The organism is Bosea beijingensis (genome assembly GCF_030758975.1).
In the GTDB taxonomy this organism is placed as follows: Bacteria; Pseudomonadota; Alphaproteobacteria; order Rhizobiales; family Beijerinckiaceae; genus Allobosea; species Allobosea beijingensis.
The window spans coordinates 4,457,963-4,470,131 of sequence record NZ_CP132359.1 but is presented as its reverse complement, the minus strand read 5'-3'; the positions used below and the strand labels follow the sequence as shown (position 1 = coordinate 4,470,131).

At 59.6% G+C, this 12,169-nt stretch carries 16 protein-coding genes; 11 read left to right on the top strand and 5 right to left on the bottom strand.

Annotated elements, in window-relative coordinates; all coding sequences use genetic code 11:
* The first annotated feature begins 23 nt into the window (after positions 1-23).
* From Q9235_RS21300 to Q9235_RS21255, 10 genes are all read left to right on the top strand, one after another.
* Positions 24-806, top strand: a complete 783-nt coding sequence (locus Q9235_RS21300) for a hypothetical protein (protein ID WP_306223790.1) — start codon at positions 24-26, stop codon at positions 804-806.
* Positions 807-861: 55 nt separating this feature from the next.
* On the top strand, positions 862-1,245 hold the full coding sequence (locus Q9235_RS21295) for a hypothetical protein (RefSeq protein WP_306223789.1): 384 nt from the start codon (positions 862-864) through the stop codon (positions 1,243-1,245).
* A 78-nt stretch (positions 1,246-1,323) separates the two neighbouring features.
* Positions 1,324-2,184, top strand: coding sequence for a hypothetical protein (locus Q9235_RS21290; protein ID WP_306223788.1), 861 nt, complete (start codon positions 1,324-1,326; stop codon positions 2,182-2,184).
* A complete protein-coding gene (locus Q9235_RS21285) occupies positions 2,185-2,940 on the top strand; it encodes a metallophosphoesterase (RefSeq protein ID WP_306223787.1) in 756 nt (251 codons plus the stop codon).
* Positions 2,941-3,397: 457 nt separating this feature from the next.
* A complete protein-coding gene (locus Q9235_RS21280) occupies positions 3,398-3,868 on the top strand; it encodes a hypothetical protein (RefSeq protein ID WP_306223786.1) in 471 nt (156 codons plus the stop codon).
* Positions 3,869-3,898: 30 nt separating this feature from the next.
* Complete coding sequence (locus tag Q9235_RS21275; RefSeq protein ID WP_306223785.1) at positions 3,899-4,612, top strand: hypothetical protein; 714 nt, start codon at positions 3,899-3,901, stop codon at positions 4,610-4,612.
* A gap of 53 nt (positions 4,613-4,665) precedes the next feature.
* Entirely contained in the window at positions 4,666-4,953 is a 288-nt protein-coding gene (locus tag Q9235_RS21270) for a hypothetical protein (protein WP_306223784.1), read from the top strand.
* Between the two features lie 175 nt (positions 4,954-5,128).
* A complete protein-coding gene (locus tag Q9235_RS21265; RefSeq protein WP_306223783.1) occupies positions 5,129-5,461 on the top strand; it encodes a hypothetical protein in 333 nt (110 codons plus the stop codon).
* Positions 5,462-5,714: 253 nt separating this feature from the next.
* Entirely contained in the window at positions 5,715-5,858 is a 144-nt protein-coding gene (locus Q9235_RS21260; protein WP_306223782.1) for a hypothetical protein, read from the top strand.
* A gap of 214 nt (positions 5,859-6,072) precedes the next feature.
* The gene (locus Q9235_RS21255) at positions 6,073-6,900 is read left to right on the top strand and encodes a hypothetical protein (RefSeq protein WP_306223781.1); all 828 of its coding nucleotides are present in this window, start codon (positions 6,073-6,075) and stop codon (positions 6,898-6,900) included.
* Positions 6,901-7,195: 295 nt separating this feature from the next.
* Here the strand turns inward: Q9235_RS21255 and Q9235_RS21250 are convergent, their stop codons facing one another.
* Complete coding sequence (locus Q9235_RS21250) at positions 7,196-7,402, bottom strand: hypothetical protein (protein WP_306223780.1); 207 nt, start codon at positions 7,400-7,402, stop codon at positions 7,196-7,198.
* Positions 7,403-7,744: 342 nt separating this feature from the next.
* A complete protein-coding gene (locus tag Q9235_RS21245; RefSeq protein WP_306223779.1) occupies positions 7,745-8,260 on the bottom strand; it encodes a hypothetical protein in 516 nt (171 codons plus the stop codon).
* Between the two features lie 151 nt (positions 8,261-8,411).
* Here Q9235_RS21245 and Q9235_RS21240 point away from each other — a divergent pair, with 151 nt between their 5' ends.
* Positions 8,412-9,266 carry a hypothetical protein gene (locus Q9235_RS21240; RefSeq protein WP_306223778.1) on the top strand — a complete coding sequence of 285 codons (855 nt, stop codon included), beginning with the start codon at positions 8,412-8,414 and terminating at the stop codon, positions 9,264-9,266.
* A 73-nt stretch (positions 9,267-9,339) separates the two neighbouring features.
* Here the strand turns inward: Q9235_RS21240 and Q9235_RS21235 are convergent, their stop codons facing one another.
* The 3 genes from Q9235_RS21235 to repC all read right to left on the bottom strand — a co-directional run bounded on the left by Q9235_RS21235 (position 9,340) and on the right by repC (position 12,119).
* Positions 9,340-10,323, bottom strand: coding sequence for a DUF2971 domain-containing protein (locus Q9235_RS21235; RefSeq protein WP_306223777.1), 984 nt, complete (start codon positions 10,321-10,323; stop codon positions 9,340-9,342).
* Entirely contained in the window at positions 10,320-10,808 is a 489-nt protein-coding gene (locus Q9235_RS21230) for an MbcA/ParS/Xre antitoxin family protein (protein ID WP_306223776.1), read from the bottom strand. Before Q9235_RS21230 ends, Q9235_RS21235 begins: the two co-directional genes overlap by 4 nt.
* An 81-nt stretch (positions 10,809-10,889) precedes the next feature.
* Positions 10,890-12,119 carry a plasmid replication protein RepC gene (gene repC / locus Q9235_RS21225; RefSeq protein ID WP_306223775.1) on the bottom strand — a complete coding sequence of 410 codons (1,230 nt, stop codon included), beginning with the start codon at positions 12,117-12,119 and terminating at the stop codon, positions 10,890-10,892.
* Between the last annotated feature and the right edge of the window lie 50 nt (positions 12,120-12,169).

The window sequence follows — 12,169 nt, the reverse complement described above, 5'->3', positions numbered from 1 at the left end:
ATTTCTGAACCAGGAACGCAATTATGCAGACGATTAAACACGCCCTCATCGCAGCCGCAGCGGTCGCAGCAGCAATCGTGTCCCCCGCCGCCATTGCCTCTGATCGCGCATTTACGGCCCGCGAGATTTCCGAAGCAATTATGACCTCTCCGCTCCGCGCGGACCTGCAGGGGCACGCAAATATCATCGGCCGCTTCGCCGCGATTGTCGCCGGAGGCCAGCCCCGGGACGGGCGGTTTGGTGTCATGTCACTCAATCGCTCGGCCGTCGCGTCCGTCGGGTTGACTCCGGGCGAGCTCATCGCCTCAGACCTTCAACGGCAGGTAGACCTCTGGGCGGGTCTCGCGAACCATCGTTTCGAGCAGCTAACCCCGGCGCAGCGGCGCGGGCTCTCCGCAAAGGGCGGCCCCTATTGCGTTTTCGACCTCGACGCCGCCTGTCTCACCCGGAAGGGGGCACCGCTCGCACGCTGGGCGTCGCTGGAGAAAAGCAGCTATTTCCGCGCTGAGATCGCAGACGCCATCAAGGCGTCCGACCTTCATCCTGTGCTGAAGTTCCATGCCGATGCCGTAGCACGCCTGGCTCTCTCACACCGCGGAAAGGCAGATTGTTGCGTTGGCCGACTGCGGGTTCACCGCGCGGATCTGGCTGAGCACGGCCTCGGCGCCAGCGAGTTCGAGTACATGAGCCTCCAGGAGCAAGTCGACGTTTGGGCGGCGATCGCCAATAGGCGGTTTGCGGCCGACCAGATTGGCCCGATCTACGCCACCCCGGAAATGCTGCTCCGTCTCCGCTCAGGCGCGTGACGCTTGCCGCCGGTGCCCTTCGGGGCGCCCCCTTCAATTCAGTGAGCCATTTCGAATGATCAATTCCACAATCCTGCTCGCGATTGCCCTTGCGATTGCGATGTTCAGCGTCGTCAGCTGGATCATGGGTCGGATCTTCACGATCGTGAAGTACGCGGTTTTTGCGGGCGTTCTCTGGGTCGGTGCCGCCCTCTCGACCGGCTCAATGCCAAATCTGCCTGTCGCGCCGATGACTATTATGAGCTGGGCGGAAGGTCTCTCCAATCCGTTGAAGGGCAGGGACTGGACCGATCTAGCGACGACGGTTCAGGAGATGCTCGGTCTGCAGCCTGACGCCGCAGGCCAGGCGGCGGACTCTCCGCCCAAACGGTCGCCGGCTGACGATAGACGCGCCCGACATATCCAACGCGACATGCAAACGGAGTTCGACTTCCGGTAGACATCGCGTGAAAAATTGCCGATTAAAAATTACAAAATAATTGCCCGTGGTGCGGGTTTAATTTCAGATAGGTGACCATTGTCCGACGCCAATGTGGATTCGAACGAATCTGGAAAAATGCCATATCTAAAAAAGCAGCGTCGCACCGAGATCCTGGCGGAGCTGAAGGCGAAATTTCAGGATGGCGCGACATTCAACACGCATACCGTCCTGGAGCTATATCCCGAATTCCGCAACTATCACCGCGCATTTGAATTTTTGAGTGCAGCAGTCCAACGGGACGAGCTCAAGAGGATGGCCCGCGGCGAATTTGCGTTCGGTTCGCCGCCGGGCGCTGCAGCAAATGTTGAGGCGGGTGAAGCTGAGGAGCGTCAAAGGCGGCCGCGGCTCCTGAAGGCCCGGCGCATCGAGATATTCTCAGGCCTGGCCGCGCGCTTTCCGCATCCGAAGCCGTTCACCTATGACGACATGCTGACCCTTTTCCCCGAAGTAGGGCCCAGGAACAACGTCTATAGCATCGTTGCAGCGGCCATCGAACGCGGTGATCTCGTCAGGCTCGAAGACAACCGACTTGCCTTCAGCGCGAGCTTCGTTCCCGCTCCGCTGAAAGCCGCTCCTGAACTTCCAGTCGACGAGTACATGGCCGTGGTTGACTCCGTCGGGCAGCGGTACTCAAAGCCGAAACTGCTCAAGGTCGGAGACATCCTCCGCCCTGCCGAGCATTTCCGAACCGCGATCTACGGAGAGAATTTCGATTTGGGCACGCCAAGCGAGCTATATCCGCGATGTGTTGTGATCGACCTTCTAGACGATGGCTCGTCGGACGATAGAGTTCCGCCGTTCGACATTCTCGTTTGCTACCTGGATTCAAACCACCAGGCGCATGTGAAGGCCGCGGGAAGCTGGCAGTTCGACTATTTCGATTCCAAGGGTGCCTGATTGAAGCTCTGGCTCTTGTCCGATCTCCATCTTGAGACGGTTCCTTTTCCTTCCGCATTCAACCCAAAGCGCCCCGACTTCGACGTGTTGCTGTCCGCCGGCGACACTTGGCAGGGCAATATCGCCGGGGGATTTCAATTTCTCCGAGGCCTTGCCGGCCGGAAGCCCATCTTCGCTGTGCTCGGCAATCATGAGCACTTCCGAGGCGAGCTGCATCAGAACCTGGCAGCTGCGCGCCAGGCTGCCAAAAAATTTGGTGTGACTCTGCTCGAGGGCGATGCAGTCGAGCTCGGCGGCTGTCGATTCATCGGCGCCACACTCTGGTCAGACTATCAGCTGGGCGGTGATGTTGACCCCGCCAGCTTGACCGGAGAGACCATCGAGGTTCGCGACGAGGCTGGCGCTCGCGCGTTCGCCGTCGCGGATGCGAGGCGCCTCCACGCTGAAGCGGTCGCGAGCTTGCGATCGCACCTGAACGCAGTCAGCCGGTTGCCCACGGTTGTCGTGACGCACCACGCCCCGCTGGCCGACTGCCTGCCGCCGCCCATTCGAGGCAAATGGATCGCAGGGAATTCCGCGTCGGATCTCTCTGATCTGACGGACGCAGGCACGGTCACACTCTGGGTCCACGGCCATATCCACGCCAGTATCGACATTCAGCGATCGTCCGGAGCGCGGATTGTCTGCAATCCGGCGGGGCCTCTGTTCTCCAACACCCGCTTCGTCGAGGACCTAGTGCTGACAGTGGGGCAGTAGCGCGCGATGACCGCTGCGACAAACTGTCAAGGCCAACCTTCCAAAAGGATTTGACCGCGGCGGTCCAGCAGCCTACCAAAATAGCGTGAAGTTTTCACCGGAGCGGAGGCCTCCACCCAGCCCGCCCGTTAGCGCATTCGTGCGATTAAGTGGGGCGCTGAGCGGGTCCGGCTTTCTGCATTTACCCCCGCTTGATGCAAATGCACAGCGCGGCCTTCGCTGAATAAAAATGGCCATCTCAACAAACTGAGGTGGACCGTGATTCAACACTCACAATACTTCCAATCGTCGGCTGGCTCTCCAACCCTGCCCCGCAAGAGCACCGTATGGACGGGCGTCGCTCGCGCGTTCGCGGCGAGAAATTTTTGACGCTCGCCACAGATCGCCTTGCGATTCCCTTTTTTAAGGGATACTAGTCTTTCAACGGCCAGCGAGCCTACCGTCCATGGGGCAAAATATGTCTATCCGTAATATCGCACCTAGCGCGCCGACGCGCGCAGAGTGCAGAGCACTCGCAAAGCAGTATTTTGACACGCTTTCGTTTGATAATGTGATCGCCTTCGAAGGCACTAGCATAGTTACTGCTCTAGCATTTGGAAAGGCAGTTCAGTTGCCAACTTGGGATGCGGAGCGATTTGCTTTCGATGAAGAAGCTTCTCAGTTGAGGGCCGAGTTTGAGCCTCACCACCTGATTGGCGATGCCCGGGGCGAAGTGGAGGCCGAGATCGCCTATTGCGATGAGATTGAAGCGGACTGCAATTGGCAACTGGACTGCGTCCTTTTCGCGGACGAGTTTCCAGCGGCGGCTCTCCAAATGAAGCGGTTTTATTTTGAGCGCCTCCGAAAGCGCTTGGAACGGGATTTCTCGATCCGCATTTTCGAAGCTTGCCGGGGCCGAGCGACATCGCACCGGAACGACGCTAGATAGGCTTTCAGGATAGCGCTGCGAGGGGTCCGCATGGATTTTTATGCAATGGTAGATAAGGCCCTCGACGCAGCTGCAGAAGCCATTCGGAATGACATTCTAGTCTTGCGGGGCACCGAGACGGAACGAGCCAGGATCGACCTCCCCCTTGGCGAGGACACCATCTCTTTTCCAATCGGAATGACCTCTCCGGAATTCGATCGATGTGTCAATGATGCCGTTCAGTTCCTGAACGTAGATGGGCTGTCGCCGGCAGCAAAAGCTGTCGTCCGGCGAGCCGGCAAGAAGGCTTTTTTCGACTGGCGAGGACGAAACGAAAACTATGGAGAAACGATTGCCGAAGAAATTTGGAGTGCGATCTGCATCTATATTTCGTCTGGATATGACGATGAAGGCACCCTTCTTCATAACATCGGGCTCGAACTTGATGCCTACATTACGCACACATGGCAGGTTCGGGCGTTGGATGAAATCGGAAGCTGCCTATTCGGGTCTACGTGGCAAACCTCGCTAGCGCGCGCTTTGGAGCCCTATAGCCCTAAGAAGAAGCTGGACACCGCCACTTTGCGCCGGTGGCTACGCGGTGAGTATCGCGCTCCGCCCTGGGCGTGGTCCGCAATGGTCGAACTACTTCGACGGAAGGCTACGGAGCAATCGCTTTTGGCCGATCGCCTTCAGCGGCTGCAGAACCCGCCTTCTTCGCCGCCAGCACTCGCATCGCCCGCGGCTGAAACGTCAGGCCGTTAAGGATCCTCGTACCACCCCGATTCTACAACACGGACTGGCCAGCTGAGACGAATATGACCGACGACGACGACACCGCCGCAAGGCCCGCTAGCAAGCCCGACTGGACGCTCTACGGCCTGCTCGCCCTCTTGGCCCTGATCATCGGCTTCGAGAAGGGATACGGCTTTGAGCGCGCTCTCGCCGTACTCCAGGACCTCCTCGGTCAGGCGCTCGCTTGGGCGATGACGGGCGTGTGGGTTGCTCTGGCCGTCACACTGTTCTGGCCGTGGATCCGCCTCTGGATGATGTACGTCGTAATGATCGCCGTCGTTTGGGCGACTTGGCGGATCGGCGGGTACTAGGCCATGGCAGCGGGGATATCGATTGTTCGTCCGTAAAATCCGCTCGTGGGCCGTTGGGGTGACAATCGCGGTGTACGGCGCTGCGCCCCTAGCTCGAGCCGAAATGAGATCCGCAAATGCATTCGAGAATCCATTCGCCGCGTCACTCCAGATCGCGGCCGGTGAGGGGGCTCGGATGACCGGGCAGTTCCTCGACCTTCAAGCGTCGGTAGCACCGCTCTTCGCCGGGCGAACGGTCCCAGAGATCGCGGATCAGTTGCACGAGGTCCTGCTGCTCGACGCGGCCGCGCGGACCCGGAAGCTGGATAGTCGCGCGATTGAGCAAGAGCTCGCCGCAGGCCGTGAGATCGCCGTCGGCTTCTCAGCAGCGCAGATCCGGTTGATCACCAGGTCGGCCGCCATCCTCCACGATGACGACCTGATTGTGATCGTGCTGGCATCCGATCCAGCCGAGGGCACTGTCTCTGTGAAAAGCGCGACGCTGCGCAACATGACCATCTACCCCTAGTACCCGGCTCGCCCAGCCCGACAAATTTGGCAATTTATCCCCGCCGCTTCATTCGCCAAAGCGCCGAAATTACCCAAAATTCGCTCATCAAGACCTCAGATCATGATATAGATTGCTAATAGCGCTTGATCCGGCAATTAGATTGTGATGACATGTGAACATGATCGATTCCGGTGAGACTTCTCCCCTATCGCGACGCGCAGCGTGCACCGCCTCAACGAGGCGGATGCGAGCTCGGCAACGGGCAGCTGGCATGGTCAATGTCAGCTTCCCGATGAGCGGGGACGTGGTCGCGGCGGTCGATCGGTTGAAAATGCAGCTCGGAATGCCGGCCCGCGCTGAAATCTTTGAAATGGCCGTCCGGCGGCTCATCAGCTCGGAATGCAGCAAGACGTGAGTGAAAAAATTCGGCCGCCGAGCTGGTAACTCGACGGCCGCATTGACGAGTAAAACAGACTGTGCCTGCTACCGTCGTGGTGGATATGTAGTAGCGCAGCCCAGAGAATTTATCAAGGGCTCGCGTGTACCCGCATGAAAAAGCGGGACAATGCCAGTTCCAATACTTTCAATGTTCGATCCGTCCGCGCACGTCCCAGCCTATTGGGACAAAAATGCAGGAAATTGCCAACTCTGGCGCGCAAATCGCCAGGGGGATGCTGGCGCGCGCGGCGCGCACGATCGTCCTCGGCTTTGCCGCCGAACAGCTTGCGAAGGCGATCAGCGACGCCCAGACCGCCACCTCGCTCGACGAGATGATGCGTCTCGTATGGCGGGGCCTCGCCGAAGGTGCCCTCGATGACGCGGCGGCAGAGGAGTTGTCGTCGCGAATTGAAGCACGACGCCGGCCGCTATCGCAGAATGGACCAGCGCCGGGCAAACAGCCTCGTCCACTTTCAATCTTCCCGCCGCGCCGTCCTCAGCCGTCGCGCCGATCAGCAGCGTCCTTGGCCCGCCGGCGTCAGCTCGTTGCTGCTGGCCCGATGCCACCTCGCCTGGCCGCTCATTTTACGTCGGCCGAGCTCGCTGCACTGATGATCATTCGCGAGGAGGTCCGGTTGCGCGGAACATGTACCAGCTTCATCAGCGAGATTGCGGCCCGGGCTGGTGTCGGCCGCACGACGGTGCAGAACGCGACGCGGCGAGCGGCGGAGCTCGGTTTGATCACGATCCAGGAGCGGCGCCGCCCGGGTCAGAAGAACCTCACGAATGTCATCCGGATCGTGAGCCAGGAGTGGCTGGCGTGGATCGCGAGCTGGAAGGCGGCGAAGAACGGCGCCCTGATAGGGTTCAAAAGTGCGAACCCCACGGGCAAAGGAAAAAAAATAGGCTTTCCGATGGGGCCTAATCGGGTGATTGCCGGCGTCCCCCGCCATCCCGGTCGAGATAAGGGATCGCGACAGAGGCCAGGCAGTGTTCGGGGAGCAGGGTCCGCTGTTTGAAACGAACCGCCGTTGCGAAGGAATCGATCTATGGCCGAAAGTACTGAGCCTACCTCCAGCCCGACGGACGTTGTCGTTAATGTCCGCGTCGAGATCAGCCCAGAGGATCTCAAGCTAATTGATCAAGCGGCGGCCATCGAGGGAACTGATCGCGAGCTCTACCTTCGGCGCGCAGCGCCATTGGAATCCGAGACTCGCTTCGGCATGCAGCGGTTGTCGTAGGATTTTCCGACCTCGACCGCGGGTCCGCATAGAAGCCGAGGGGTTCCCTTGCCATCTGCGAGCAATCGTCCGTCTAGATTCCCGAGTTTGCCCGCATTTCCTCGACGGTCGCCGCGCTCAGCAGCTCTGCCGGCGCTACAAGAACACCACCCTTCATCACCGTGCATGCAGTGACGCCAGCCCGGGCCTGGATATCCTTGAGGCGGCGAAGGGCATCGGTCGCCGACGCGGCGCGCTCGCTAACTTTGCTGCCGCGGATCACGGCCTTGATCTGAAACACGTCAATTCCTCTGGTGTGCGAAATTCAAAGGGCGGGGAGAGTCGGCCGCCGGTGAAGCACAATCCCGGGTCCCTCGACAAGGCCGGTATAGCAACCGCCATCACCACTCCGACTCGGGACGCCCAATTTTCGATCGGCCTGGCTGCAATCCGGTACGAGCAGCAACAATCCGCGCAACTCTCGACCACAGACGGGCGGCATCGCGATCGCCAATCTCTCGAGCCTTCCGAGCAACCGACCGAGCGGTGTAATAGCCTGCGGCCCCCTCCCCTCCGATGAGATTGGTCGCCTCCATCTCGGCCAACCGAGAAATCTCCCGCCGACGGGCCAGCCAACGCAGCATCAGATGTCCACGCAACGCACTTGAACGCCGTCCACCTTTTCGAGGCGAGGATGGCGCCCGGGCTCGAAGCCAGGCGAATAGAAGAATGCGTAGCGATGGCGGGCGGGGTCTGCGGCGAGCCGCTTCAGGTCCTTGTCGAGTTTGTTGTTGGATCGCGGGCTGGTCGCGGCAAAGGCCTCGGCACCGACAAGGTCAGGTTCGACGCTCATGATATCGAGCCGCTGCGCCGCGTGAGCGCCAGGTGCGAGCGAGAAGCCGCCGGCGTCGGGATGGGCCTCGAGCAACCATCTCGCCGCGTTCAGCGCCACCAAATACGAGAACGTCTGATTGATCTGCTCGACAAAATTCAGCGCGCGGTCTTCGATCGGGTGACGTCCGACGGTCTCGAATTTCATCTGCCGCAGCGTTTCCTTGGGATTGGTGAGAGCGGCTATCCCTTCGATCGCCCGCTTCGTCGACGCATCGATCGTCGCGATATGATGCTCGATTTCCTGGATGCCCCTCACGATCATCATTCGGAATGTCCATCGCGCAGCCAATGCGGTTCGGGTTCGAAGGTGCCCGGCGCACTGATGTACCGTAAATCTCTCCGAGCAATTTTCACTATTGAATTTTGCGGCCCGTCAATCCGATCCGAATAGGTTCGCCGTGCGACAGGAGTTTTCGATGAATTTCAAGATCATTGCTGCGTTTGCATTGCTGGGAGTCTCACCCGCGCTGGCCGACGAATTTCTCACGATTCATCCAAAGATGCCGTACGCCGCCATATATGCGAAGGGCGGCTATAACGGCGAGAATGCATTTGCCAGAGCTCGCATCGGGCGGGCGGAGATGAAGGAATGGTGTGAGAACTGGCGACCGGGCGATAGGGCTTGCGTCAAGGACTTTGGCCCGGGATTCGAAAACAAGGAAATCGCGATCAGCGCTGATTGCTCAAAGGGATCTTTGACGGTGGACGCCCGTCGATACCAGGCCGACGGCGTCTGGGCAGGTGGCGACGGCCACGGTCGCGTGAAATTTCGCTCAACTGCTGGTGGCGAAATTGTCGGAACCGACAACGCTTCCGGCGGCCTTACCCTCGCCGTGCAGTTTGAGACGCTGTGTCCGCTGGGACTCGGCGGGGTGAAGCCCGTGAGCCACGAGAAGATGGTCCTCGGAGAAGACGACTACTCCGGAATGCAGAGCGTCTGGGATCACAACGGATCGCTCGTCCATGTCGATGGAGGGACTGGTATTATCGCCTATGACGAACCGAAGGCAGCGTTGAAGGGAACGGTAGCTCCCCGCGCCATCCTATTCCGCGGCACGATCGAACAGGGCGGCCGCATCGAGGGCACCGCCTACGCCTTCAAGAAGGGCTGCGCGCCGGCACCTTACAAGGTTTCGGGTCGCTATAGCGCCAGCCGCGATCAGATCGTTCTGAAGGGAGATGGGCCGACGCGAAACGGTTGCGAGGTATCGGGCTATTCAGCGCGCAGCCCGCATTCCACTCTGAAGTTTCGGAGCATGATGAGCGACTGAGGCTTCGGATGACCAGCGTTCTCCGGCATGGACATCCAATGTCCATGCCGTGGACCACTTGCCTCCTATAGTCTTATGCACGTCCGGTCCCGACATCCAAGTCTAGGTCTTCGAAATCATCAAGAATGTCTCGTGCTCGGCGGGGTAGCATTGCAAACATCTCGTCCGTTTCAAGCCTAACCTTCCTGAGGTGAAAGGTGCCCGGCATCGCAATCATCTCGTAAAGTTTGATCGGCCGCTTGCGATCGAGTAACGCGCGCGCCACAGCAAATTTGACGTCCACTTGGCATCTAATACCAAAAATAATCTCCTCGAGCTCGAGTGAAGAGTCGCGTACACCGCGCTTATCGATCAAACGCCATTCCCGCTCGTAGCTCCAACTGCGCGCCTTCACCCCCAGCACGGCCGCGTCGAGATTCCCACCTGCCTCGGGATTATCTTGAAGCATGCTTTCGACCAAGCTCGTTCGGACTGCTCGATCTCCTCCGTATTTTACCTTCAGCAACGAGCCCTCGATGCCTCCTGGCACGGAGTAGCCGATGCAAACCCCGCGATGTTGATCGCCATAATGGCTCCACATAAGCGGACACGTCGCACGTTCTCCGAGCGAAACAATTCCGCGCTCATATCGACGGAGCAATTCCGATTGGATGTAGTTCGCTAGGATCAGCGTATGGCCATCGACCCCGTCGAAATCTGGGTTTGTAGCCTCGTACTTGGCCTCTGCGATCAGTGCTGCTGCCTGACGAACTGCTTTCTCGTCGATGTGGGCGATTGTCTTCAGGCCTGAGTATCGCAGCGTTTTTGCTGCTGCGGTCATCTCTGCGCGCACGCGCCTTTGAACCAAGTCCTGTAGGATTCGCTCCAACTGATCAGGGTTGAGGTCCGGAACGACTGTTGGCTTAGTGTCGAGCGGATCATTGAATGTGCTCGGATCTGCGAAATACAACTCGTCCGATATGAGCATACTCAATGTGCGATCGCTGAACGCCCGGTATTTGTAGAGACGGCGCGGCGGTCGCGCGCCTAGGCTAATTTCAGGCTTCACGCCGCTCATCTCCAGATCAAATCTTCATCCGTATAAGGCCTGAAATCCTTGTCGATCTCATTTGGAGCCTCACCTGCCCCGTGTTCCTTGGCGAGCAAGTAACGGCGCACATCCATCAGCCCTGGATCGAAGCCCGACAGCATCAGCTCGATCGGAGCTCTGCCGTTGAAGGGATTCCCACGGTTGGCGTCTCGAAGCCAGGCTAAGCCATCGCGCTCTGAGCCGTAGAGCACGCGAAGCGACTGGTAGATGCCGAGCGCGGCCGAGATCCGCATCAGGACGTCGGTTTCAAGCGTGAGCTGCTCCTCCGCACGAGCGGCATCGTACCATGCTTGAAACTGGATCGCCGCCGGCATCCCCAACAGAGTTCGAACAGCAGCAAAATCGAGCTCCCAAACCCGCGCGATATTCAGAAAGGTTCGCATAGCAGCGCCGCTCACCCGGGCCCGATTTTCGGGGCTAGTGTCGATCGGCGTGGGTGGCTTCCAGTCCATCGTGCAATCCTCGTCAAGCAGGTCCTTTGTACCAGATTTACGCCGGCCACGATCCCGGCATGTCAGCAATCTGCGGCTCGCTTACGCCCGTTTCGGTTCGCGCCGGCGGCTTCCGATCAGCGCCATCAGCATCGGCCCAATCGAGAACTCATTGGCCTCAGCTTTTCGGGTCAGGCCGCGCAAATACCCGCCGGCGCTGGAAATCGCTTCGCCGCGCTGCAGGATCGCCGCGACCACGATCGAAGCTTCGGTTTCGCCCATTGCATTCTGCGCATCGAACCAGGCGCTGGGACTGATCCCGAGCATCGATCGCACCATGGCCGCAGTCGCGAGGAAGTCTCGCCAGTTGGAAATTCCGCCGCGGGCGTAGTCGATGATATCTGGGCAGGCGTCGAGCACCATCCCCAGGGGGAATGCCCGTTCTGGCTTCCTCACCGGCTCAGGAGCAGTCTCGACTTCGCCACCCCTGCTTTCTGGAAAGCTAGGTTCAAGATCAGTAGGAAGGTCTGGTTTTGAATTCTGTTTGTGGCGCTCAGAATGAGACTCATTGGCGCTTAGATTCTGAGCTTTTGTATGGATTTCCAGAAGGTTGAGGATTTCATCGGCCAGCATCGACAACTCATCGGCAATCGGCTCCAGCGCCTCCCGCGGAGCAGTGCGAGGAATCCGGCCAATGATAGCCCGATAGAGAGCGTGGATCTCCTGCCAAGTCGAAGGTCCCTGCCCCGCCCGGTGAGCCGGCACGCCCTCCTCCATCGCTGTCGCGATCATCTTGGCGATATCGCGCCGGCAGATGGTGATGCGCTCACGCACGAGCTTCAGGCCTCGCTCCTCGAGCCTGACGTCCTCGGCCGAGCTCTCGATCTCCGCGGATCGAACGACCAAGGGAGACAGATCGAAGCCGAAGGCGAGTTCAATGTCCCCTCCCCTGCCCTTCCGAGCGTAGCGCTTCCCGTTAGGGCTATCGCGACGAATGATCAGCCCCGCGTCGACGAGGACTGCCAGGTGCCTGCGGAGCGTCGCTGGCGACATGCCGTGTGCCCTGAGAGCCAGCTGCTGGTTCGACGGGAAGACGACGAGTTGCTCGCCCGTCAGCACCGTCTCCGGATGAAAGGTCAGCAAGGCGTCTAGAACCGCCAGGGCGCGCTCGTTCACGCCCAGCCGAGCCTTCGCCGTGCAGATATCCCGGAATAGATTCCACTTATGGACCGCCTTTTCGGGCAGCCGTTCCTTCGCGAGCGCTTGGCTAGCCACGTGGGCGAGCGTCAGCGTCCGCCGCCCAAAGGGCGTCGTTGAGATATGGGAAACCATCTTCCTTCACCTATCGCTAGGCAAAAGAAATCCGCTCGCCGAAACGGCGT

What these genes read in the sequence shown, in the direction of transcription:
- Q9235_RS21300 (WP_306223790.1), top strand. Translation starts at nt 24, where the DNA reads ATGCAGACGATTAAACACGCCCTCATCGCAGCCGCAGCGGTCGCAGCA.
- Q9235_RS21295 (WP_306223789.1), top strand. Translation starts at nt 862, where the DNA reads ATGATCAATTCCACAATCCTGCTCGCGATTGCCCTTGCGATTGCGATG.
- Q9235_RS21280 (WP_306223786.1), top strand. Translation starts at nt 3,398, where the DNA reads ATGTCTATCCGTAATATCGCACCTAGCGCGCCGACGCGCGCAGAGTGC.
- Q9235_RS21275 (WP_306223785.1), top strand. Translation starts at nt 3,899, where the DNA reads ATGGATTTTTATGCAATGGTAGATAAGGCCCTCGACGCAGCTGCAGAA.
- Q9235_RS21270 (WP_306223784.1), top strand. Translation starts at nt 4,666, where the DNA reads ATGACCGACGACGACGACACCGCCGCAAGGCCCGCTAGCAAGCCCGAC.
- Q9235_RS21265 (WP_306223783.1), top strand. Translation starts at nt 5,129, where the DNA reads ATGACCGGGCAGTTCCTCGACCTTCAAGCGTCGGTAGCACCGCTCTTC.
- Q9235_RS21260 (WP_306223782.1), top strand. Translation starts at nt 5,715, where the DNA reads ATGGTCAATGTCAGCTTCCCGATGAGCGGGGACGTGGTCGCGGCGGTC.
- Q9235_RS21255 (WP_306223781.1), top strand. Translation starts at nt 6,073, where the DNA reads ATGCAGGAAATTGCCAACTCTGGCGCGCAAATCGCCAGGGGGATGCTG.
- Q9235_RS21245 (WP_306223779.1), bottom strand. Translation starts at nt 8,260, where the DNA reads ATGATGATCGTGAGGGGCATCCAGGAAATCGAGCATCATATCGCGACG.
- Q9235_RS21240 (WP_306223778.1), top strand. Translation starts at nt 8,412, where the DNA reads ATGAATTTCAAGATCATTGCTGCGTTTGCATTGCTGGGAGTCTCACCC.
- Q9235_RS21235 (WP_306223777.1), bottom strand. Translation starts at nt 10,323, where the DNA reads ATGAGCGGCGTGAAGCCTGAAATTAGCCTAGGCGCGCGACCGCCGCGC.
- Q9235_RS21230 (WP_306223776.1), bottom strand. Translation starts at nt 10,808, where the DNA reads ATGGACTGGAAGCCACCCACGCCGATCGACACTAGCCCCGAAAATCGG.
- repC (WP_306223775.1), bottom strand. Translation starts at nt 12,119, where the DNA reads ATGGTTTCCCATATCTCAACGACGCCCTTTGGGCGGCGGACGCTGACG.